General features: G+C 73.5%; 24 protein-coding genes and 1 tRNA gene. 17 read left to right on the forward strand and 8 right to left on the reverse strand.

Features of this window, described 5'->3' with window-relative positions; all coding sequences use genetic code 11:
- Nucleotides 1-88: 88 nt before the first annotated feature.
- The gene (locus O2W16_RS16340) at nucleotides 89-1,219 is read right to left on the reverse strand and encodes an aminotransferase-like domain-containing protein (protein WP_269159873.1); all 1,131 of its coding nucleotides are present in this window, start codon (nucleotides 1,217-1,219) and stop codon (nucleotides 89-91) included.
- A 34-nt stretch (nucleotides 1,220-1,253) separates the two neighbouring features.
- Nucleotides 1,254-2,636 carry an FAD-dependent oxidoreductase gene (locus tag O2W16_RS16345; protein WP_269159874.1) on the reverse strand — a complete coding sequence of 461 codons (1,383 nt, stop codon included), beginning with the start codon at nucleotides 2,634-2,636 and terminating at the stop codon, nucleotides 1,254-1,256.
- 81 nt (nucleotides 2,637-2,717) lie between these two features.
- Between O2W16_RS16345 and O2W16_RS16350 the strand changes: the two genes are divergently transcribed.
- A complete protein-coding gene (locus tag O2W16_RS16350) occupies nucleotides 2,718-3,026 on the forward strand; it encodes a putative quinol monooxygenase (RefSeq protein WP_269159875.1) in 309 nt (102 codons plus the stop codon).
- Here O2W16_RS16350 and O2W16_RS16355 read toward each other — a convergent pair.
- From O2W16_RS16355 to O2W16_RS16365, 3 genes are all read right to left on the reverse strand, one after another.
- Nucleotides 3,023-3,832: an Fpg/Nei family DNA glycosylase gene (locus O2W16_RS16355; RefSeq protein ID WP_269159876.1), complete on the reverse strand. Its 810-nt coding sequence runs from the start codon at nucleotides 3,830-3,832 to the stop codon at nucleotides 3,023-3,025. The two genes, O2W16_RS16350 and O2W16_RS16355, sit on opposite strands and share 4 nt — an antisense overlap.
- 107 nt (nucleotides 3,833-3,939) lie before the next feature.
- Nucleotides 3,940-5,307 (reverse strand): cryptochrome/photolyase family protein, encoded by a 1,368-nt coding sequence (locus O2W16_RS16360; protein ID WP_269159877.1) that lies wholly within the window; start codon nucleotides 5,305-5,307, stop codon nucleotides 3,940-3,942.
- 42 nt (nucleotides 5,308-5,349) lie between these two features.
- Nucleotides 5,350-5,670 (reverse strand): GNAT family N-acetyltransferase, encoded by a 321-nt coding sequence (locus O2W16_RS16365; protein ID WP_269159878.1) that lies wholly within the window; start codon nucleotides 5,668-5,670, stop codon nucleotides 5,350-5,352.
- Nucleotides 5,671-6,350: 680 nt separating this feature from the next.
- Between O2W16_RS16365 and O2W16_RS16370 the strand changes: the two genes are divergently transcribed.
- The 4 genes from O2W16_RS16370 to O2W16_RS16385 all read left to right on the forward strand — a co-directional run bounded on the left by O2W16_RS16370 (nucleotide 6,351) and on the right by O2W16_RS16385 (nucleotide 9,857).
- Complete coding sequence (locus O2W16_RS16370; protein ID WP_269159879.1) at nucleotides 6,351-7,610, forward strand: quaternary amine ABC transporter ATP-binding protein; 1,260 nt, start codon at nucleotides 6,351-6,353, stop codon at nucleotides 7,608-7,610.
- A complete protein-coding gene (locus O2W16_RS16375) occupies nucleotides 7,603-8,601 on the forward strand; it encodes an ABC transporter permease (RefSeq protein ID WP_269159880.1) in 999 nt (332 codons plus the stop codon). Before O2W16_RS16370 ends, O2W16_RS16375 begins: the two co-directional genes overlap by 8 nt.
- 99 nt (nucleotides 8,602-8,700) lie before the next feature.
- Nucleotides 8,701-9,627 carry a glycine betaine ABC transporter substrate-binding protein gene (locus O2W16_RS16380; RefSeq protein ID WP_269159881.1) on the forward strand — a complete coding sequence of 309 codons (927 nt, stop codon included), beginning with the start codon at nucleotides 8,701-8,703 and terminating at the stop codon, nucleotides 9,625-9,627.
- Nucleotides 9,628-9,781: 154 nt separating this feature from the next.
- Nucleotides 9,782-9,857, forward strand: a tRNA-Arg gene (locus tag O2W16_RS16385).
- A 5-nt stretch (nucleotides 9,858-9,862) separates the two neighbouring features.
- Here the strand turns inward: O2W16_RS16385 and O2W16_RS16390 are convergent.
- Nucleotides 9,863-10,525 (reverse strand): potassium channel family protein, encoded by a 663-nt coding sequence (locus O2W16_RS16390; RefSeq protein WP_269159882.1) that lies wholly within the window; start codon nucleotides 10,523-10,525, stop codon nucleotides 9,863-9,865.
- Nucleotides 10,518-11,888 carry a TrkH family potassium uptake protein gene (locus O2W16_RS16395; protein WP_269159883.1) on the reverse strand — a complete coding sequence of 457 codons (1,371 nt, stop codon included), beginning with the start codon at nucleotides 11,886-11,888 and terminating at the stop codon, nucleotides 10,518-10,520. Before O2W16_RS16395 ends, O2W16_RS16390 begins: the two co-directional genes overlap by 8 nt.
- 135 nt (nucleotides 11,889-12,023) lie before the next feature.
- Here O2W16_RS16395 and O2W16_RS16400 point away from each other — a divergent pair, with 135 nt between their 5' ends.
- The 12 genes from O2W16_RS16400 (at nucleotide 12,024) to O2W16_RS16455 (ending at nucleotide 19,371) form a co-directional block, all read left to right on the forward strand.
- Entirely contained in the window at nucleotides 12,024-12,467 is a 444-nt protein-coding gene (locus O2W16_RS16400; RefSeq protein ID WP_269159884.1) for a hypothetical protein, read from the forward strand.
- Nucleotides 12,468-12,522: 55 nt separating this feature from the next.
- Complete coding sequence (locus tag O2W16_RS16405) at nucleotides 12,523-12,819, forward strand: hypothetical protein (protein ID WP_269159885.1); 297 nt, start codon at nucleotides 12,523-12,525, stop codon at nucleotides 12,817-12,819.
- Nucleotides 12,820-12,863: 44 nt separating this feature from the next.
- Nucleotides 12,864-13,232, forward strand: a complete 369-nt coding sequence (locus O2W16_RS16410) for an ArsR/SmtB family transcription factor (RefSeq protein WP_269159886.1) — start codon at nucleotides 12,864-12,866, stop codon at nucleotides 13,230-13,232.
- Entirely contained in the window at nucleotides 13,229-13,711 is a 483-nt protein-coding gene (locus tag O2W16_RS16415) for an SRPBCC family protein (RefSeq protein WP_269159887.1), read from the forward strand. Before O2W16_RS16410 ends, O2W16_RS16415 begins: the two co-directional genes overlap by 4 nt.
- A 134-nt stretch (nucleotides 13,712-13,845) precedes the next feature.
- The gene (locus O2W16_RS16420; protein WP_269159888.1) at nucleotides 13,846-14,895 is read left to right on the forward strand and encodes an ABC transporter substrate-binding protein; all 1,050 of its coding nucleotides are present in this window, start codon (nucleotides 13,846-13,848) and stop codon (nucleotides 14,893-14,895) included.
- A gap of 5 nt (nucleotides 14,896-14,900) precedes the next feature.
- Complete coding sequence (locus O2W16_RS16425) at nucleotides 14,901-15,968, forward strand: FecCD family ABC transporter permease (protein ID WP_269159889.1); 1,068 nt, start codon at nucleotides 14,901-14,903, stop codon at nucleotides 15,966-15,968.
- Nucleotides 15,965-16,780: an ABC transporter ATP-binding protein gene (locus tag O2W16_RS16430; protein ID WP_269159890.1), complete on the forward strand. Its 816-nt coding sequence runs from the start codon at nucleotides 15,965-15,967 to the stop codon at nucleotides 16,778-16,780. Before O2W16_RS16425 ends, O2W16_RS16430 begins: the two co-directional genes overlap by 4 nt.
- A 122-nt stretch (nucleotides 16,781-16,902) precedes the next feature.
- Complete coding sequence (locus O2W16_RS16435) at nucleotides 16,903-17,601, forward strand: response regulator transcription factor (protein ID WP_269159891.1); 699 nt, start codon at nucleotides 16,903-16,905, stop codon at nucleotides 17,599-17,601.
- Nucleotides 17,602-17,659: 58 nt separating this feature from the next.
- Nucleotides 17,660-17,839: a sulfotransferase gene (locus O2W16_RS16440; protein WP_269159892.1), complete on the forward strand. Its 180-nt coding sequence runs from the start codon at nucleotides 17,660-17,662 to the stop codon at nucleotides 17,837-17,839.
- A gap of 72 nt (nucleotides 17,840-17,911) precedes the next feature.
- On the forward strand, nucleotides 17,912-18,481 hold the full coding sequence (locus O2W16_RS16445) for a sulfotransferase family protein (protein WP_269159893.1): 570 nt from the start codon (nucleotides 17,912-17,914) through the stop codon (nucleotides 18,479-18,481).
- 39 nt (nucleotides 18,482-18,520) lie between these two features.
- The gene (locus O2W16_RS16450; protein ID WP_269159894.1) at nucleotides 18,521-18,901 is read left to right on the forward strand and encodes a hypothetical protein; all 381 of its coding nucleotides are present in this window, start codon (nucleotides 18,521-18,523) and stop codon (nucleotides 18,899-18,901) included.
- 23 nt (nucleotides 18,902-18,924) lie between these two features.
- Nucleotides 18,925-19,371, forward strand: a complete 447-nt coding sequence (locus O2W16_RS16455; RefSeq protein WP_269159895.1) for an SRPBCC family protein — start codon at nucleotides 18,925-18,927, stop codon at nucleotides 19,369-19,371.
- Nucleotides 19,372-19,383: 12 nt separating this feature from the next.
- On the opposite strand, the gene O2W16_RS16460 is transcribed toward O2W16_RS16455, so the two are convergent.
- Nucleotides 19,384-20,388: a potassium channel family protein gene (locus O2W16_RS16460; RefSeq protein ID WP_269159896.1), complete on the reverse strand. Its 1,005-nt coding sequence runs from the start codon at nucleotides 20,386-20,388 to the stop codon at nucleotides 19,384-19,386.

Genomic DNA, 20,388 nt, shown 5'->3' on the forward strand with positions numbered 1-20,388 from the left:
CGCGCACGCTTGTGCTCTGCTCACCACCAGTGAGCAGAGCACAAGCGTGCCGACCAGGACATGCCTGCGCCCAGGGGCGCGGGCGGGCTCAGCTGCGGGCGGCCTCGATGGCGGCGGCCAGCCGGCGCACGCCCTCGTCGACGTCGCCGGGCTGCACCGCCGAGTAGGCCAGCCGGAAGCTGTTGTGCCCGCCCTCGAGCAGGAAGTCGGTGCCGGGCACGATCGCCACCCCGCGGGCGGCGGCCTCGGTGGTGATCCGGGCGACGTCGTGGCCCTCGTCCTCGGGCAGCGACACCCACAGGAAGTAGCCGCCCTCGGGACGGCGGAAGGTCGCCTGCGGCAGGTGCTCGCGCAGCGCGTCGTCCAGCAGCCCGACCCGCTCGGCCAGCGCCGACTTCACCCGCTCCAGCGCGGCCGGGAACCGGTCGCCCTGCAGGTAGGCGTGCACGGTGCCCTGGGCGACCATGTTCGGCGCGATGTAGGTGTTGGTGGCCCGCACCCGGATCTTCTCGATGATCGCCGGCGGCCCGACCAGGTAGCCCACCCGGATGCCCGGGCAGACGGTCTTGGAGAACGACGACGCGTAGACGACGTGCTCGCTGGCCGCACCGCCGTCCAGCTCCAGCATCCGCGGCAGCGGCTCGCCACTGAACCGGATGTCGACGTAGGGGTCGTCCTCGAACAGCACGAACCCGTGCTCGCGGGCCAGCTCCAGCAGCCGCTCGCGCTTGGCCAGCGAGAGCGTGTAGCCGGCCGGGTTCTGGAAGTTGGGGATGACGTGCGCCAGGGTCGGCGCCAGCCCGCCCTCGAGCAGGGCGGCGACCTCGTCGACGGCGATGCCGTCCTCCTCCAGCGTCACCAGGTGCACGTCGGCGCCGCGCGAGCGCAGCCCGAGCAGGGTGCGGTCGTAGGTGGGCCGCTCGGTGATCACCGCCGCGCCGGGGGTGGCCAGCTCGTCGAAGAGGAAGGCGTCGGCCTGCATCGAGCCGTTGGTCACCAGCACGTGCTCGACCGGGACGCCGTGCTTCTCGGCGATCCACTTCCGCAGCGGCACGTAGCCGACCGCCGTCCCGTAGCCGGTCATCCCGGCCGGGTCGGAGTCGAACGCGGCGACCGCGGCCTGCTTGAGGCCCTCGACGTCGACGATGTCGGTCGACGGGGCCCCGCGGGCGAAGGAGATCATCGTGGTGGCGGGCGAGGTCTGTGCTGAGCCGGTCACGAGACCGAGTCTGCCGTACCGCGCCAGCCCGAGCTCAGCCCTCCTGCGCCGCCGCGGCGGCCCGGACGGCGTCCAGCAGCTGCTGCCGGTCGTGGAGGGTGGTGCGGGCCCGGCCGTGCACGGCACCGAGCGCGATCTCGGCGGCGTCGATGGCCCGCCAGTCGGAGAGCAGCACCGGGTGCCCGCCCCGGGCACGCAGGGTGTCGACCCAGTCGTCGTCCCCGCCGGGCGCCAGCACCCCGGCGGCGACGTCGGCCAGCATCGAGGCGACGGTCTCCCGGGCGTCGTGCTTGTTGGTGCCGACGACGCCGGTCGGCCCCCGCTTGATCCACCCGGCCACGTACTCGCCCCGGCTGACCTCGCCGTCGCGGAGCACCCGGCCGGCGTCGTGCGGCACCGTGCCGCCGTCCAGCGGCAGCCCCGGCAGCGCGTGCCCGCGGTAGCCGACCGAGCGCACCACCAGGTCGGCCGGGACGACGTCGAGCTCCCCGGTGCCGACCGCCCGGCCGTCGGCGTCGACCCGGGTGCGCTCCACCTCCACCCCGATGACCCGGTCGGTGCCGAGCAGCCGCACCGGGCGGGCGTGGAAGCGCAGCCGCACGCTCACCGTGCCGGGGGCGGCCTCGTGGCCTGCGTAGTCGGCGAGTGCGGCGAGGTTGCGGGCGACGTGCCGGTCCTCGGCGGCCAGTGCCGCATCCCCGGCGTCGGTGAGGTCGGCCGGGTCGACGAGCACGGTGGCCGCAGCCAGGTGGCCCAGCTCGCGCAGCTCCTGGGTGGTGAAGCTGGCCTGCGCCGGGCCGCGGCGGCCGAGCACGGTGATCCGCTCGACCGGGGCGGCGGCCAGCGTGTCGAGCACGTGGTGCGGCATGTCGGTGGGGTGCAGTTCGGCAGGGGAGCGCGCGAGCACCCGGGCCACGTCGAGGGCCACGTTGCCCACCCCGACCACCACGACGTCCCGGGCCCCGGCCACCAGCTCCTCGACCCGCGTCCGGTCGGCGTCGGGGTGCCCGCAGTACCAGGCGACGACGTCGGTGGCGGCCAGGCTGCCGGGCAGCTCCTCGCCGGGGATGCCCAGCGTGCGGTCACCGGCTGCGCCGTAGGTGTAGACGACGGCGTCGACGTGCCGGCGCAGCTCGTCCAGGGCCAGGTCGGTGCCGATCTCCACGTTGCCGACGAAGCGCACCCGCTCGTGGTCCAGCGTGTGGTGCAGCGTCTCCCGCAGCGCCCGCATCTTCAGGTGGTCGGGGGCGATGCCGTGCCGCACCAGGCCGAACGGGGTGGGCAGCCGGTCGATCAGGTCGACCGCGACCGGGACGTCGTCCTGCCCGGCGAGTGCGTCGGCGGCGTAGATGCCGGCCGGCCCGGCACCGACGACGGCGACGCGCAGCGGGCGTCCGGGCACAGCGGGTTCGGCCACGCCCGCATCGTCGTCCCGATGGCGGGTAGGCGCCAGGGTGAACCCGGGCAGCCGTGCCCGACCACCGCTGAGGAGTCCTGCGTGTCCATCACGATCGTCGCCACCATCTCGCCCAAGCCCGGCCGCGCCGACGCCGTCCGGGAGGCGTTCACCGCCGCCATCCCGAAGGTGCACGAGGAGCCCGGCTGCGAGCTGTACGCCCTGCACGAGGACGGCTACGGGTTCGTGATGATCGAGCGCTGGGCCACCCAGGACGACGTCAAGGCGCACGGGGCCGGCGAGACGTTCAACCAGCTGACCGAGAGCGTGAAGGACGACCTGACCGAGCCGATCGGCGTCCGGCTGCTGCACGCCGTGCCCGCCGGCGACGAGGCCAAGGGCGCCCTCTAGACCGCCTGGCAGGTGGGGCACCAGAAGAGGTTGCGGCCGGCCATGAGCTCGGTGCGCACCTCGGTGCCGCAGACCCGGCAGGGCAGCCCGGCGCGCCGGTAGACGTAGTGCGCGTCCTCCCGGAGCGCCGGGCCGCTCCGCCGTTCGCGGTCGGCGCGCTCGGTGGTGACGATCCGGCCGGCCTTGACCCCGGCCTTCATCAGCGTCGCCAGGTCGGCCCACAGCCGGTCCCAGAGCTCGGCGTCGACGTCCCTGCCCAGCCGGAAGGGGCTCAGCCGCTGCCGGAACAGGGCCTCGGCCCGGTAGACGTTCCCGACGCCGGCGAGCACGGCCTGGTCCATGAGCAGTTGGCCGATGGTGGTCCGGCTGCGGGAGATGCGGGCGAACGCCTTCGCCGGGTCCGACCGCCGGCGCAGCGGGTCCGGGCCGAGCCGGTCGAGGATCAACTGCACCTCGCCGTCGGTGATCAGCTCGCAGGCGGTGGCGCCGCGCAGGTCGGTCCACACGCCCTCGCCGTCCTCGCCCGGCCCCTCCCAGCGCATCCGCAGCGCGCCGCGGGGCTCGGGCGGCAGGCCGGTGCCGGAGGTGAACTTGCCGTAGAGGCCCAGGTGGACGTGGACGACGTCCGGGCCGAAGAAGGCGAACAGGTGCTTGCCGTAGGAGGTCACCTCGTCGAGCACCCGGCCGTCGAGCAGCTCGGCTTGAGCGGCGAAGCGGCCCTGCGGGCTGGTCACGTGCACCTCGCGGCCGGCGAACGCGGCCTGCTGCTCGCGGGCCAGCCGGAACAGGGTGTGGCCCTCAGGCACGGACGATCACGCCGTCCAGCTTCACCCGCCGGGGCCCCGCTCGCCACGACAGGACCGGTGACCCAGCCGACACCCCTGGGGCCAAAGTCACGACTTTGGCCCCAGGGTCAGCGGGCGCGGACGGCGGCGTAGCGGTCCAGGGCCACCTGGCGCTCGTGGGCGTGGTCGACGACCGGCTCGGGGTAGCCGGCCGGGACGCCGCCGGGCGCCGTCCACGGCTCGTGCACGTGCTTCGGGTCCAGGTCGCGCAGCTCGGGCACCCAGCGCTTGACGTAGGCGCCGTCCGGGTCGAACTTCTTGCCCTGGGTGATCGGGTTGAAGACCCGGTAGTACGGCGAGGCGTCGGTGCCGGTGCCGGCGACCCACTGCCAGCCGTGGTTGTTGCTGGCCAGGTCGCCGTCGACCAGGTGCTGCATGAACCACCGCGCGCCGCGGGTCCACTCCTGGTGCAGGTCCTTGACCAGGAACGAGGCGACGATCATCCGCACCCGGTTGTGCACGTAGGCCTCACCGAGCAGCTGCCGCATCCCGGCGTCGACGATCGGGAAGCCGGTGCGGCCGGTCTCCCAGGCGCACACCAGCTCCTCGGCGTCCGGTCCGGAGTCGTAGCCCATGCCCTGCAGCTGGGGGTTGAGGTACTCCCGGGCGGAGTCGGGCCGGTGCCACAGGACGTCGGCGTAGAAGTCCCGCCAGGCCAGTTCGTCGGTGTACCGGCGCACCGACTCCGAGCCCTGCTCGGCGGCGAGATCGGCGAGCAGCGTGCGCGGGTGGATGCAGCCGTACTTCAGGTACGCCGACAGCCGGCTCGTCCCGTTGGTGCCGGGGCGGTCGCGGCCCGCGTCGTAGCCGAGCAGCCGTTCGTCCCGGAACCGGTGCCAGGCCTCCAGGGCCGCGGCCTCGCCGGCCGGGGGCAGCTGGACCTCACCCAGGTCGGGCCGCGGTGGGGGCTCGTCGGAGCGCACGCCCTGCTGCCACGGCACCGGGTCGGGGCGGACGGCGGGGGAGTGCCAGCCGTGCTCGCGCCAGGCGCGGGCGAACGGGGTGAACACCCGGAAGGGCGTGCCGTCGCGCTTCACCACCCGGCCGGGCGCCACCGCGTACGGCGAGCCGGTGCGCACCAGCGGGACCTCGCCCAGCGCCCGCTCCACCGCCTGGTCGCGCCGCCGGCCGTACGGGCCGGCGTCCGCGGTGACGTGCACGCTGACCGCGTCCAGCTCGGCGACGAGCCGGGGGAGGACGGCGGCCGGGTCGCCGGTGCGGGTGACCAGCGCGCCGCCGGTCGAGGCGCCGAGCTCGGCCAGGCAGTCGAGCAGGAACCGCCGGCGCGGCTCGCCGGAGGGTCCGTAGAGCCGGTCGTCGAAGACGAAGACCGGGACGACGGTGCCCCCGGGCCCGGCGGCGTCGCCGGCGGCCAGCAGGGCCGGGTGGTCGTCCAGCCGCAGGTCGCGACGGAACCAGATCAGGGCGGTGGGCACCCGGCCGAGCCTAGGAAGGCCCCGCCGGTGCCGCTGGGTGGATCAGCTGTGGGCCGGCGCCAGACCGAAGGTGGGCCGGTCGGCCTCGGCGACGAGGTCCAGCTGATCGGGGTGGTCGACCAGGTACTTCCGGATGAAGGAGCAGTAGGGGAGCACGTGCAGGCCCCGCTCGCGGGCGGCGCTGAGGACGGTGCCGACCAGTTGCGTCCCGAGGCCCCGGCCGCCCATCGCCGGGTCGATCTCGGTGTGCGGCAAGGTCATCACGCCCTGGTCGACGTGGTAGCTGGCCAGGCCGACGACTCGCTCGCCGTCCCGGATCTCGAAGCGGCCCCGCTCGGGGACGTCGACGACCGTGATCTCCATCTGTGCTCTCCACCTCCCGCGCCTCCGGCGCCGTTGCCGGGGCTCGTATGTGCTGACACAAGGTAACGGTTGCGACACGGTGCCGCCCGCATCTCCCTCACGCGTCGGCGACCCCGGAGGTTCCCCGACCCACGCCCGTCGCAGTCGTCGATTCGGCGATCGACCGGGCTGGAATTGCTGTTCAGTTGTGCCACATGGAGATCTGATGACGATTCCATGACGAAGTGGCAACACATTCTCGGTTGCTCTCCAGGGCGCGCTCTGGATTCCATACCCGCAGCTCAGTCGCGTGACACCTGTCGGGGAACGTCGATCTCGGCCGGGCGGTGGAATTGTCATTGTGGTCTTCGACACCCCGGGCGTGTCACGACCACATAACGGAATTACCCGATGGGCTGAAAGCGCCATTTGTGTTCGCCATTCACTGTTAGCGTCCTGTCTCGAGATGGGAGCGGGCCCTGCCCGCCCCACCCCGGCCCGCTGACCGGCGCACCGCGACGTGCGTGCCGACGCCCTGGCGTCGTGGCCGGCGAGCCGCACCCGCGCCTCGTGGCGCCCGCCCCGAGGGGTGGTGCGCCCGGTGGCACGACACGGACAGGTGACGAGCGCTCTGCGGAGCTGCGCGCCTCTGCCCATCGTGCCGCCAGGCCGGGGTCCTGTCCGCCGACGAGAGGTTGCCCGTGCCCGCAGTACATGCCGAGGGGTTGTTCAAGGTCTTCGGCCGGCGTACCGCCGAGGCGGTCGACCGGCTCCGGGACGGCGCCTCCGTGGCCGACGTGCGAGAGCGCGGCGCGACCCCGGCCGTCATCGACGTCAGCTTCACCGTCGAGCCGGGCGAGATCTTCGTGGTCATGGGGCTGTCCGGCTCGGGCAAGTCGACGCTGCTGCGGATGCTCAACGGGCTGCTGGAGGTCACTGCCGGCACCGTGCACGTGGGTGAGGCCGAGCTGACCGCGCTGGACGACAAGGCGCTGCGCCGGCTCCGGCAGGAGCAGATGAGCATGGTGTTCCAGCACTTCGCGCTCTTCCCGCACCGCAGCGTGCTGGACAACGCCGCCTACGCCCTCGAGGTCCGCGGCGTCGACCGCGCCACCCGCCGGGCCAAGGCGCAGGAGGCCCTCGCGCTCGTCGGGCTCGACCAGTGGGCCGACCAGAAGCCCGGGCAGCTCTCCGGCGGCATGAAGCAGCGGGTCGGTCTGGCCCGCGCGCTCGCCGCCGACACCGACCTGCTGCTGATGGACGAGGCGTTCAGCGCGCTCGACCCGCTGATCCGCCGCGAGATGCAGGACCAGCTGCTGGAGCTGCAGGCCTCGCTGGGCAAGACGATCATCTTCATCACCCACGACCTGAACGAGGCCATGCGCCTCGGTGACCGGATCGCGATCATGCGCGACGGCCGGGTCGTGCAGATCGGCACGCCCGACCAGATCCTCGAGGCCCCCGCCGACGACTACGTCCAGCAGTTCCTCGCCGACGTCGACCGTGGGCGGGTGTTCACCGCGCGGCACGTGATGGTGGAGGCGCCCACCCTGGTCGCGCCGGCGGCTGCGCCGGCACACGTGCTCCAGGCGATGCAGGAGCACCGCTCCGGCTCCGTGCTCGTCGGGGACGGCGACGGCCGGGTGGCCGGGGTGGCCACCGAGGACGCCGTCCGGGCCGCCGTCGCGACGGGGGCGCCGTCGCTGGCCGGGCTCGCCCTGCTGCCCCCGGTCGACGTCCGGGAGACCACGACGTTGAGCGACCTGCTCGCCCCCGCTGCCCAGGACGACGTGCCGGTGACCGTCGTGGACGACGACGGCCGGCTGCTGGGGGTGGTGCCCCGCGGGGCGGTCCTGGCTGCCCTCGGGGGCATCCCGCGCCCCGCGCCGTCCGCCGCGCCTGCACCGGCCGACCCGGTGGGCGCCACCGCCGTGGCGATGAAGGAGACCATCCGTGGCTGAGACCGTGTTCCGGGCCGCCGAGGACGCCGCCCTGCCGCAGATCCCGGTGGGCGACTGGATCGACAGCGGTTTCGACTGGGTCACCGAGAACTTCGCCCCGGTCTTCGACGTGATCAGCGACGGGACCGAGGCCGGGGTGGAGGGACTGCGCGACGCGCTGCTCTTCCCCCCGTCGATCCTGCTGGCCGTGGCACTGGCCGTGCTCGGTGGCGTGGTCCGGTCGGTGCGCTTCGCCGTCGTCTCGCTGCTGGGCCTGCTGCTGCTGATCAGCATGCGGATGTGGGAGCCGGCCATGGCGACGCTGGCCCTGGTCCTGGTGTCCGCGGTGATCGCGGTGGCGATCGGCATCCCGATCGGCATCGCGGCCGCGAAGAGCGACCGGGTCAGTGCCGCCCTCCGACCGGTGCTCGACTTCATGCAGACGATGCCGGCCTTCGTCTACCTCGTGCCGGCGGTGACGTTCTTCGGCATCGGCCTCGTCCCGGGCGTCGTCACCACGATCATCTTCGCGATGCCGCCGGGCGTCCGGCTCACCGAGCTGGGCATCCGGCAGGTCGACCAGGAGCTGGTGGAGGCCGGGCATGCGTTCGGCAGCCCGCCCGGCCGGATCCTGCGCGGCATCCAGCTGCCCCTGGCCCTGCCGACGATCATGGCCGGGGTCAACCAGGTGATCATGCTGGCGCTGTCCATGGCCGTCATCGCCGGACTGATCGGGGCGGCCGGCCTCGGTGGCGTCGTCGTCACCAGCATCTCCCGGCTCGACGTCGGGCTGGGCTTCGAGGGCGGCCTGTCGGTCGTCATCCTCGCCATCTACCTCGACCGGTTGACCAGTGCGTTCGGCCAGCAGCGCGGTCGCCTCGGCGCGATCCCGAGCTTCCTGAGCCGCGGTGGTTCGGTCGGCAAGGGCGGCCTCGCCGCCAGCAGCCGGTCCGCCGATGCCGTCACGCCCGTCGGGGCCGACCAGAACTCACCGAACCGACCTGCCCGGTAGCCGACCGGCGCGGCCCTCCCGGGCCGTCGCCGCGGAGCCGGAGCACCAACGGTGCGCGGGGCAGTCGACCGCCACCAGATGTAGGAGAGGAACGACCGCATGAACAAGCACCTGACCACCCGAGGCGCACGCCTGGCCGCCGGCCTCGCCGCCGTCGCACTCACCGCCACCGCGTGTGGTGGGGACGCCGAGGAGGACACCACCGCCGCCGGCGGAGCGTCGGCCGGCAGCGACTGCGAGACCGTCAACCTGGGCTTCATCCCCTCCTGGACCGACGGCCTGAGCATGGCCCACCTGTGGGACGGCGTCCTCGCCGAGCAGGGCATCGAGGTCGAGATGACCGAGATCTCCGAGGCGGCTCCGCTGTACGCCGGCCTGGCCGGGGGCGACGTCGACGTCTACCCGTCCGCCTGGTCCGAGGTCACCCACGCGGCCTACATGGAGGAGTACGGCGACCAGCTCGAGGACCTCGGTGCCTGGTACGAGGGCGCCAAGCTGACCTTCGCCGTCCCGGAGTACACCGACATCGAGTCGATCGCCGACCTGGCCGGCAACGCCGAGATGTTCGACGGCCGGATCGTCGGGATCGAGCCCGGCGCGGGCCTCACCGCCACCACCAAGGACAGCGTCATGCCGACCTACGGGCTGGAGGGGGACTACACGCTGGTCGAGTCCTCCACCACCGCGATGCTGGCCGAGCTGCAGGCGGCGACCGACGCCAACGAGGACATCGTCGTCACCCTGTGGCGCCCGTTCTGGGCCAACAGCGAGTTCCCGGTCAAGGACCTCGCCGACCCGGAAGGCGCCCTGGGCGACGCCGAGGGCCTGCACACGCTGGCCCGTGAGGGCTTCGCGGCCGACTGTGCCGACGTGGCGTCGATGATGGAGAACGCGACCCTCACCGACGAGCAGTACGGCTCGCTGGAGAACATGGTCGTCAACGAGTACGGCGAGGGCCGCTACTCCGAGGCCGTCGACGCCTGGCTCGAGGAGAACCCGGACTTCATGGAGTCCCTGCAGGCCTGATCGGTGCAGCCGGCGCTCGCTGAGCGACCGGCGCACACACCCGAGGGGCCCGACGGCGCATGCCGTCGGGCCCCTCGGTCGTCCGATACCCTCTCGTCGGCAACCGGCCCGCACGCAGCGGCCCGGTGGCGGTGCGGTCCGCCGTACCGCCGCAGCCCCCGTAGCTCAGGGGATAGAGCATCGGTTTCCTAAACCGTGTGCCGCAGGTTCGAATCCTGCCGGGGGCACCAGCTGGTCACTGCAGTTCGACGAAGCGCTCCACGTCGGCCGGCCGGCCGGCGATGACGATCTCCGCGCCGTAGGTCAGCACGGTGTCGTAGTCGGCGTGGGTGTAGCTCGCCGTGTTCTCCGGTTTCACCGACACCACCGTGACGTGGTGCTTCTTCCGCAGGCCGGTCTGGCCGAGCGGGATGCCGACGATCTCCCTCGGTGGCTTGGTCTTGGCGAACACCCACTGCGGGTCCAGCTCCACCCAGTCCAGCAGCCGGCCGGCGACCAGGTGTGCGATCCGCTCGCCCATCTCCTGCTCGGGGAAGACCACGTGATGGGCGCCGATGCGGCTCAGGATCGTCGCCTGCTGGCGGGTCACGGCCTTGGCCCAGATGGTCGGGATCTCGAGCTCGGAGAGCAGTGCGGTGGTGAGGATGCTGGCTTCGAGGTGGCCGCCGATGGCCACGACGACGCGGCTGAAGTCGGCGATGCCGATCTCTGCCAGCGCGTCGGGGTCGGTGGAGTCGGCGATGACGACCTGGCCCAGCTGCCCGGACAGGCGCTGGACGATGTCGGGCCGGTTGTCCACGGCGAGCACCTCGGTGCCGCCGCGGGCCAGTTCGAGGGCGAGCGCGGTGCCGAACCGACCCAGGCCGAGCACGGCGACGGGGTCCTTGTGGCTAGCCAACGATGGTCCTCTCCTCGGGGAGCTGGTGCCGGCGGGCGCGATCGCGGAGCGCGAGCCCCGACGCCAGGGTGAGCGGCCCGATCCGGCCGATGTACATGAGCAGCACGAGCAGCACCTGCCCGGCTGGTGGGACGTCGGCGGTGATGCCGGTGGACAGGCCGACGGTGGAGAAGGCGGAGACGACCTCGAAGAGCACCACGTCGAAGCTGAAGTCGGTGAGGGCCTCCATGACGAAGGTGGAGACGGCGACCACGCCGATGCCGAGCAGTGCGATCGCCAGCGCCTGGCGCTGGTTGGTGCTCGGCACCCGGCGACGGCCGATCTCGACGTCCGGGTCACCGCGCATCTCCGCCCACAGGACGTAGGCCAGCAGGCCGAAGGTGGTCACCTTGATGCCGCCGGCGGTTCCGGCGCTGCCTCCGCCGATGAACATCAGCGCGTCGGTGAGCAGCAGCGTCTCGGGCTGGTAGGCGGCGATGTCGAGGTTGTTGAACCCGGCGGTGCGCGGCATCACCGCCGCGGTGAACGCGGCCAGCACCGTCGCCCCGGCGCCCAGTGGGCCGAGGGTCCCGGGGTTGCCGCCCTCGGCGATCAGGAACAGCAGGGTCCCGCCGACGAGCAGGACGACGGTGACGATGACGGTGATCCGGGTGAGCACCGACCAGCTCTTCGGCGACCGCCACTCGCGGGCCAGCTCGAAGACCACGGGGAAGCCCAGGCCGCCGACGATGATCGCGACGCTGATGGTCAGGCTGATCCACGGGTCGGCCACGTACTGCACCAGGCTGTCGGCGTTGAGCCCGAAGCCGGCGTTGTTGAACGCCGAGATGGCGTGGAACACGCCCGAGTAGGCCGCCGACGACAGCGGCTGGTCGTAACCGGTGGCGAACCGGATCCCGAGCACGACGGCGACCACGGCCTCGATGCCGAGGCTGAAGAGCACCACCCTGCGGATGACCCGGCGGACGTCCGCGGCGGACAGCGCCTTGGTCTCCGCCTGGGCGATCAGCCGGGCCCGGAGCCCCAACCGGCGGGACAGCACGACCGCGAGCAGGGTGGCCAGCGTCATGATCCCGAGGCCGCCGGCCTGGATGAGCAGCAGGATCACGCCCTGGCCGAACCCTGACCAGTAGGTGCCGGTGTCCACGGTGACCAGCCCGGTGACGCAGACCGCGGACGTGGCGTGGAACAGCGCGGTGAGGAGGTCGGCGCGCCCGGGGCCGGCGACGGCGACGGGCAGCGACAGCAGTGCGGTGCCGACGGCGATCGCCACGGCGAAGGCGCCGGCGATCACCCGCCCCGGGTGGTGGAACCCGCGGGCGGGGGCCGAGCGGCCGACCGGGTTGCGGATGCCCTGCGTCATCGCAGGTCCGTCGGGCGGACGCGGGCGGGCACCGCGACACCGTGCCACACCTCGCGGTCCCGGCAGCCCCGGACCGTGCGGCCACGCCGACCCGCCGGTCGCATCGCTCGTCACGACACCCGCGACACTGGGGGCATGACCGCTGCTGATCCCGGGCCGCGGGCCGGCCAGAGCCCCAGGCCCCTGGACGACGACGCGCGCGACCTGCTCGACGCACTCCTCGCCCACGACTTCCTCGGCGTCGCCGAACTGCGCGCTCAGGTGGCGAGGGCCACCGCCACGGCGGGCTGTCGTTGTGGGTGCGGGACCCTCGACCTGCAGGTCCCCGACGACGTCCCGGTCGCGCCGGCCAGCGGGCCGGCGCCGGTCGAGGGGACCGTCGTCGGCGCCGACGGGGCACCCGTGGGCGGGGTGCTCCTGTTCGTCGAGGACGGCCGGCTGAGCCGGCTGGACGTCACCTCCCACGGCGACCCGCTCCTGCTGCCCTCCCCGGACCGGGTCACCTGGGGACCCACCCGCTGGGCCCGCGAGGACACGGTGCGGCGGCCCGCCCGGTTCCGGCGGGGCCGGTCGGACTGAGGGCGCGGCGACACCGGTCGCATCGCACCGCACCCCGGCGGGTAGCGGGCGGCGCGTGCCAGCACGCAGCGCGGCGGTCGCCGCCTCCGACCAGTGGACCGACCCCGACGACGGCGTCCGGTACCCCGCCGGGGAGGTGCACGCCTGGCGGCCGGGGCGCAACGAGACGGTCTGCGGCCTGTCGCTGAGCCGGTCGCGGCTGACCCGCTTCCCGCACGTCGGCTGGGTCGACGTGCAGCCCGAGTCCGGCCGGCACGCGGAGGGCGTGCAGGCCGTCTGCCGGCGTTGTCGCGCGGCCCAGGGCGCCCGCCGGGACGATCGCGGCTGGACACGGACCGACCCCCGCCCCTGAGCGGAGGCATTGACCCAGCCGACCGTAAGTCGTAGCTTACGTTCGTGGCTGCTCACCAAGACCGCGACGGTTGGGAGGCGCTGGGTGACCCCACCCGGCGCGCCATCGTCGCCTCGCTGGCCGAGCGACCGCAGGCCGTGGGGGAGCTCGCCGACGAGCTCCCGATCAGCCGTCCGGCGGTCTCCCAGCACCTGAAGGTCCTCAAGGACGCCGGGCTCGTCATCGACCGCGCTGCCGGCACGCGCCGGGTCTACCGGCTCAGCCCCGAGGGCCTCGGCGCCCTGCGGGACCAGCTCGACACCTTCTGGCGCCGCGCGCTGGACGGCTATCAGGAGATCGCAGCTCAGGACGTCGCAGCTCAGGACGTCGTCGTGCACGACCCCGATGGACACCCGACGCAGGAGGACTCATGACCGAGACGGCCGCCCTCGTGGTCCGCAGGCAGATCGTCGTCCAGGCCCCGATCGACCGGGCCTTCGCGACGTTCACCGAGCGGCTCGGCGACTTCAAGCCACCGGAGCACAACCTGCTCGGCGTCCCGATCGCCGAGACCGTGTTCGACCCGGTCGTCGGCGGCCACGTCACCGACCGGGGCGTCGACGGCAGCGAGTGCCGCTGGGCGCGCGTCCTGGCCTTCGACCCGCCGGACCGCGTGGTCTTCAGCTGGGACATCAGCCCGCAGTGGCAGGTGGAGACGGACCCCGAGCACACCAGTGAGGTCGAGGTCCGGTTCCTCGCCGAGGGCCCGGCGCACACCCGGGTGGAGCTGGAGCACCGTCACCTCGACCGGCACGGCGACGGCTGGGAGGCCGTCCGCGACGGGGTCGCCGACGACGCCGGCTGGCCGCTGTACCTGGCGCGGTACGCCGACCTGGTCTCCCAGGGGAGCTGACGAGCCGGGTCCAAGGCTCGGATGGGTCGCGGGTAGCTTAGGCAAGCCTCAGCACGCCTCCGGTGTGTGCGCAGCCTCCTGACGGCACGTCAGGTCAGGGCCGTGCACCCGGACCCATCGACAGGGACCCCAGCATGCGCACGTCCTCCGGCCGGGTGGGCCGCACCGCCACCGCCATCGCCGCCGCCCTGGCGCTCGCCGCCTGCGGTGCCTCCGAGCCGGTCCCGGAGGCCGAGGTCGCGAGCGGGGGCGAGAACGCCACCGACTACCCGCTGGTGGTCGACAACTGCGGCGAGACGATGACGTTCGAGGCCGCGCCGCAGCGGGTCGTCTCGCTCGACCAGGGTTCGACGGAGATCCTGCTCGCGCTGGGTCTCGAGGACCGGGTGGTCGGCACCGCGTCCTGGACCGACCCGGTCCTGCCCGAGCTCGCCGAGGCGAACGCCGCGGTGCCGCGGCTGGCCGACAACGCGCCCAGCTACGAGGTCCTGCTCGACGCCGATCCCGACTTCGTGACCGCCTCCTTCGCTCGGCACTACCGCACCGGCGGCGTGGTCGAGCGGGAGCGGCTGGCGGAGACCGGCGTCGACGCCTACCTGTCGCCGGCCGACTGCGAGGGCGAGCTGCTCATCAACGGGGGCGGCACCCGCACCCGGCCGCTGGAGATCGACTCCGTCTACCAGGAGATCCGTGAGCTGGCGGAGATCTTCGACGTCTCGTCCCGCGGGGACGAGCTCATCGCCGACCTGCAGGAGCGCGCGGAGGCCGCGACCGACCGGATCGAGGCCAGCGACCGCACGATCGCCTTCTGGTTCGCCGACACCAAGTCCCCCTACGTGGCCGGAGGCCTCGGCGGGGCTGACCTGCTGGCCACCACGGTGGGTGCGGAGAACGTCTTCGCCGACCTCGACGACGACTGGACCGCGGTCGGCTGGGAGACCGTGGTCGAGCGGGACCCGGACGTGCTGGTCCTGGGCGACCTGCAGCGCGACCGGTTCCCCGGTGACCGGCTGGCGGACAAGGAGGCGTTCCTGGCCTCCGATCCGCTGACCAGCACGATGCAGGCCGTCCAGGGAGAGGACTACATCGCGCTGCACGGTGCCGAGATGAACCCGTCCATCCGCTTCGTCGACGCGCTGGAGAAGCTGGCCGACGGCCTGGACGAGATCGAGCAGGCACCCTGACCGCCGTGACCACCCCCGTCACGGACGGGGCCGGGAGCGAGTCCAGGACGTCGCCCGGGAACACGCTGCGGGTGGTGCTGCTGCTCGTCGGTGGGGTCGTCGCGGTGGCCCTGTCGGTGGGTGCCGCGATCACGCTCGGGCCGGCGGACGTCTCGCTGGTGAACGTCCGCGACGTGCTGCTCAACCACCTCGGGCTCGCCGACATCCCGGTCCGGGTGGTCAAGGACGCGATCGTCTGGGAGGAGCGACTGCCCCGCGCGCTCACCGCGGCGGCAGCCGGCGCCGGCCTGGGGATCTGCGGCGCGGTGATGCAGTCCCTGCTGCGCAACCCGCTGGCCGACCCGTTCCTGCTGGGGATCTCCTCCGGCGCCTCCACCGGCGCGGTGGTGATCGGCGTCCTCGGCGTCGGCGGTTCCGTGATCGGCCTGTCCGGCGGGGCGTTCATCGGGGCGCTGCTGGCCTTCGCCCTGGTCATGCTGTTGGCCCGGCTGGCCGGCGGCGGCACCGACCGGGTGATCCTGGCGGGCGTGGCGAGCACCCAGCTGTTCTCCGCGCTGACCTCCTTCGTGATCTTCGCCTTCGCCGACGCCGACGAGACCCGCGGCGTGATGTTCTGGCTGCTGGGGTCGCTGGAGGGCGTGCGCTGGGACGACGTGGTGCTGTGCGCCGTCGTCGTCGCCGTGGGCATCGCGCTGTGCCTGGCCTACTCCCACGCGCTGGACGCCTTCTCCTTCGGCGACGAGATCGCCGCCTCGCTGGGCATCGCCGTGGCCCGGGTGCGGCTGGGCCTGCTGGTGCTCACCGCGCTGATCACCGCGACGCTGGTGAGCGTCACCGGCGCCATCGGCTTCGTCGGCCTGGTGCTCCCACACGCCGCCCGGTTCCTCTTCGGCCCCCGGCACGCCGCGCTGATCCCGGCCACGGCGCTCATCGGCGCCGTCTTCATGGTGTGGGTCGACGCCGTCTCCCGGGTGGCCTTCCAGCCCACACCGCTGCCGGTCGGGGTGGGGACGGCGCTGGTCGGGGTGCCGGCCTTCGTGCTGATCCTGGTGCGGAAGCGGCGGGCGCCGTGACGCTGCAGGCGGAGCGGGTCGTGTGGCACCGCGGCGGCGCGCTCGTCGTCGACGACGTGACGCTGCGCCCGGCGCCCGGGACGACGGTCGGCCTGCTGGGGCCGAACGGCTCGGGCAAGTCCTCGCTGCTGCGGCTGCTGGGTGGCACCGCCAAGCCGGACTCCGGGGTGGTCACCCTCGACGGTGCCGAGCTCCGCTCCCTCACCCGGCGCGACATCGCCCGCGCCGTGGCCGTGGTGAGCCAGCACGCCGACACCGACGTCGACATCCGCGTGCGGGACGTGGTGCGGCTCGGCCGGATCCCGCACCGCGACTCCTTCGGCACCGCCTCCGCGACCCGTGACGAGGAGGCTGTGGCCGAGGCGCTGCGGCACACCGGGCTGACCGACAAGGCCGACCAGCGCTGGGACACCCTCTCCGGAGGAGAGCGTCAGCGCGCCCACATCGCCCGTGCGCTCGCGCAGGAACCCCGCGAGCTGCTGCTGGACGAGCCGACCAACCACCTGGACATCCGCCACCAGCTGGAGCTGCTGTCGCTGGTCTCGCGGCTGCCCGTCACCAGCGTCATAGCCCTGCACGACCTCAACCTGGCGGCCACCTTCTGCGACGAGGTGATCGTCCTGGAGCGCGGCCGGGCGGTGGCCGGCGGGTCGCCGAGGGAGGTGCTCACCGCGGAGCTCATCGCCCGCGTGTACGGCGTCCGGGCCCGGGTGGGCGTGGACGACCGGGACCGGCTCACCGTGCTGTTCGAACCCGGCCCGCTCGACGAGTCGGCCGAGCTGACCCCGGAGGACGCGCCCCGGCCCTGGTGACCCGGCGTCACCGCCCGGGAAGTCTCCTCTGCAGAAGTGCTCAAGCAGTCCGTTCACCCGGTCGATCTACTGCTCGTCAGTCGATGACCCACAGTGAGCGGAGACCGAACGTGTCCACCCCGATGGCCAGCACCCCCCGCGGCGTCACCCGCGTCCTGATCCTCGCCGACGCCCCGGTCCTGCGCCGTGGGCTGGTCGGCATGATCAACGAGACCGCCGGCATGCAGGCGGTGGGCACCCCCGGGGAGCCGCGTCGCGCGCTGACCCTGGCCGAGTCCGCCCGCCCGGACGCGGTGGTGGTGGAGCTGGGCACCGGCCGGGCGGCCACCCTGAACGCCGTTCGGGACCTGCGTCGCCGGTTCCCGCAGCTGGCCGTGGTGGCGCTGGCGACCTCGGAGGACCCGGGTGTGGTGAACGAGGCGCTGGCCGCCGGGGTCCGCAGCTACCTGCTGATGAACACCTCCCCGACCCTGCTGGGCTGGGCCGTGCTCGCCGCCCGCGCCGGGCGCACCGTGGTGGACCCGCAGATCCGTCGCGGTGAGGGGGCGGCGGAGCCGGTGTCGCGGGAGCTGACCCCGGAGGTGCCGTTGACCCGCCGGGAGTCCGACGTGCTCGATGAGCTGATCCAGGGGCAGTCGAACCGGGCGATCGGGAAGAACCTGTTCATCTCCGAGGACACGGTGAAGTCCCACGTGAAGGCGATCCTGCGCAAGCTGGGTGCCCGGGACCGGGCGCACGCGGTCTCCCTGGTGCTCTCGGCGCGCAACCCGGGCTGCTCCTGCGGGGCACACCGGCTCACCGAGGCCACCGCCGACGTCTGACCGGAGTCGTCCCGAGGTCGCCCAGCGGGGCGCCCGGGACCAGGGATAGGTTCCGGCGGTGCCCCCGACCACCGTCGCCAACCGGCTGTTCGTGGTCGGCTGCCCGCGGTCGGGCACCACGCTCCTGCAGTCCTTCCTGGCCGCCCACCCCGACGTCCACTCGTTCCCGGAGACGCACTTCTTCTACCGGCTGGAGGCGGCCGGCGACCGGCGCCACCAGGGGCTGATCAGCCCGTAGCTCGCCGCCGACCTCCCACAGGTCGCCCACTTCCTGGGCCGGCCGGAGCTGGCGTGGCCGGAGCCGGCGACGGTGCAGGAGACGGCCGGGGCCTTCGTCGCCGCCGCCGACGCGGTGACCGTGGCCGCGGGCGCGACGACCTGGGTGGAGAAGACCCCGGCCAACCTCTACGCCATCGACCTCATCGAGCGGCTGGTGCCCGGGGCACGCTTCCTGCACATCGTCCGGGACGGCGCCGACGTCGCGGCCAGCCTCTGCTCGGTCGCCCCCGGCTGGGGGAGCTCCTACACGGCCGACGACGCCGTCGACCTCTGGGCGGAGTGCGTGGGGATCACCGCAGCCCACCACGGGCGCCCCGGTCATGCCGTGCTGAGCTACGCGGCGCTCGCGGAGGACCCCGACCGGGTGCTGGCCGCGGCGTGTGCCGTGGTCGGCCTCCCCTTCACCCCGGCGATGGTGACCGGGCGGGCCGCCGCTGCGCAGGGTCTGATCAAGGACTTCGAGGCGTGGAAGGGCGCCAACACCGGGCCGCTCCAGCACCGGCCCCGGGCGCGCTTCACCGAGGTGTTCGACGCCGCGACCCAGCGCCGGGTGGAGGAGCGGGTGGCCGAGGTCGCCGTCCCCGAGCTGCTGCCGGGCTGAGCCCCGGCCGGCGGGCGGATCCAGGACTACCGTTCGGACATGGTCGGCATCCTGGCGGCTGCGCTGCTGGTCCTCGTGCTGGCCGGGCTCGTGGCCTGGGCGATGTCGGTGCCGCAGACCACGGTGACCGGCCCGGACGGCTGGCGGCTGCCCGCCCGCGACCGGGTGCGCCGGCAGTCGGCGATCGCCGCGGCCCGCTGGACGGCCGGCCACGACGAGGTCGACGGCGTCACCCGCGTGCTCCTGCAACGCACCTGCATCGGCCTGGACGGCCGGCCCGAGGTGCTGGAGGAACGGGTCTTCGACAGCTTCCCGGCCCGTGACCCGCTGTGGGAGGCCCGCTTCACCGAGGCGATGGCCAATGCCCGGTTCCGCTGCCGGTACCTCAACGCCGAGGAGGGGCACCCGGAGCAGCCGTAGCGCCCGGGGCGGAGGATGGGCCCATGGGTCAGGTCGTCGCCACCGCAGAGCACGTCGTACACGCACCGGCGGACGTCGTCCGTGCGGCGCTCGCCGACTACGAGGTCACCCGCCCGAAGGTGCTGCCGGAGCAGTACAGCCAGTACCGGGTCGACGCCGGCGGGCAGGGCGCGGGCACGAAGGTGCACTGGCGCCTGCAGGCCACCTCCAAGCGGGTGCGCGAGCAGGACGTCGTCGTCACCGCCGGGCCCGACGGCGCCCTGGTGGAGAGCGACACGAACTCCTCCATGGTCACCACCTGGACCGTGCACCCGGCCGACGCCGGTGCGAGCACCGTGCGTGCTCACACCACCTGGACCGGCGCGAGCGGCATCGGCGGCTTCTTCGAGCGCACCTTCGCGCCCAAGGGCCTCGCCCGCATCCAGGGCGCGATGCTGACGCGTCTGGACCAGGAGCTCGCCACCCGCTGACGCGGGGCGCGCTCAGGACGGGGTGCCGGGCCAGTCGTAGCTGGCCGCCGTGATCCGCCGCGACAGCTCGTCGCGCAGCTCGGCACTCTCGGCCGTCTGCTCGGCGAGTCGAACGGGGTCCACCGTCAGCCCCTGGCGGCTGGTCTCCGCGGCGTCCAGCGCCGGCGCGGGGGGAGCCTGCTCGCCCCCGGCCGTGGGGGCATGGGTCACGTACTGCTGCACGGCGGAGAGCACCGATCGGCGCACCCCGGGCGGCAGCCGGTCGGCCGGGTCGGCCGCCGACGACAGCACCAACACCGCGTCGAGCACCACGGCGACCGCAGGCGCGGTGCCGAGTTCGGGCGTGCGTGGTCGGTAGGCGTGCAGCAGTGGGTAGGCCCGGTGCTGCTGGGCCACCGTCGTGAGTGTCGAGGACAGCGACGACAGGGACACCACCGCCGGGAACGCCGTGCCGGGCGAGGCCAGGCCAGCTGCCATCTCTGCGCCGGTGCTGCCGAACCCGGTGACCTGGGAGGCGAAGCTCCGCTTGCCGACGACCGCGGAGATCACCTGGGTCAGGTACGACACGGCCAGCGTGATCAGCAGCATCCCGCTGAGCGCGGAGGCCATGGTGGCCAGTTGGAAGCCCGCTCCGGCCGGTTGGTAACCGCCGTTGCCCAGGGTGGCGACGTTGTAGCCGGCGAAGTAGAAGCGCTCCCACACTGAGGCGGGCGCCCCGCTCGAGGAGCCGACCACCGCATCTTCGCCGCCGAGGAAGACGAGTGACCAGCCCACCCAGAGCAGCGTGAACCAGGCGCCGAGGGTCGCGCCGATCAGGATGACCCCGGGGCCGCCCACGAAGCGCACCGGGGCCGAGTCCGCCACCGCGGGCCGCCGGGTCAGCCGCCACGCGACGCGGGTGAGCACCTGGGTCAGTGGCCCGGGGCCGCTGGCCACCGCCAGCGTGGTCCGCACCTCGTCGACCACGGCGAACGCCACGATGGCCACGCCGATGACGTCCCACCACCACCCGGTCAC

The organism is Modestobacter sp. VKM Ac-2984 (assembly GCF_026967985.1).
GTDB lineage: Bacteria > Actinomycetota > Actinomycetes > Mycobacteriales > Geodermatophilaceae > Modestobacter.

Excerpts from the sequence above, each read along its gene's own strand:
- O2W16_RS16365 (WP_269159878.1), bottom strand. The coding sequence starts at position 5,670 with ATGGAGATCACGGTCGTCGACGTCCCCGAGCGGGGCCGCTTCGAGATC.
- O2W16_RS16380 (WP_269159881.1), top strand. The coding sequence starts at position 8,701 with ATGAACAAGCACCTGACCACCCGAGGCGCACGCCTGGCCGCCGGCCTC.
- O2W16_RS16395 (WP_269159883.1), bottom strand. The coding sequence starts at position 11,888 with ATGACGCAGGGCATCCGCAACCCGGTCGGCCGCTCGGCCCCCGCCCGC.
- O2W16_RS16400 (WP_269159884.1), top strand. The coding sequence starts at position 12,024 with ATGACCGCTGCTGATCCCGGGCCGCGGGCCGGCCAGAGCCCCAGGCCC.
- O2W16_RS16415 (WP_269159887.1), top strand. The coding sequence starts at position 13,229 with ATGACCGAGACGGCCGCCCTCGTGGTCCGCAGGCAGATCGTCGTCCAG.
- O2W16_RS16420 (WP_269159888.1), top strand. The coding sequence starts at position 13,846 with ATGCGCACGTCCTCCGGCCGGGTGGGCCGCACCGCCACCGCCATCGCC.
- O2W16_RS16435 (WP_269159891.1), top strand. The coding sequence starts at position 16,903 with ATGGCCAGCACCCCCCGCGGCGTCACCCGCGTCCTGATCCTCGCCGAC.
- O2W16_RS16450 (WP_269159894.1), top strand. The coding sequence starts at position 18,521 with ATGGTCGGCATCCTGGCGGCTGCGCTGCTGGTCCTCGTGCTGGCCGGG.
- O2W16_RS16455 (WP_269159895.1), top strand. The coding sequence starts at position 18,925 with ATGGGTCAGGTCGTCGCCACCGCAGAGCACGTCGTACACGCACCGGCG.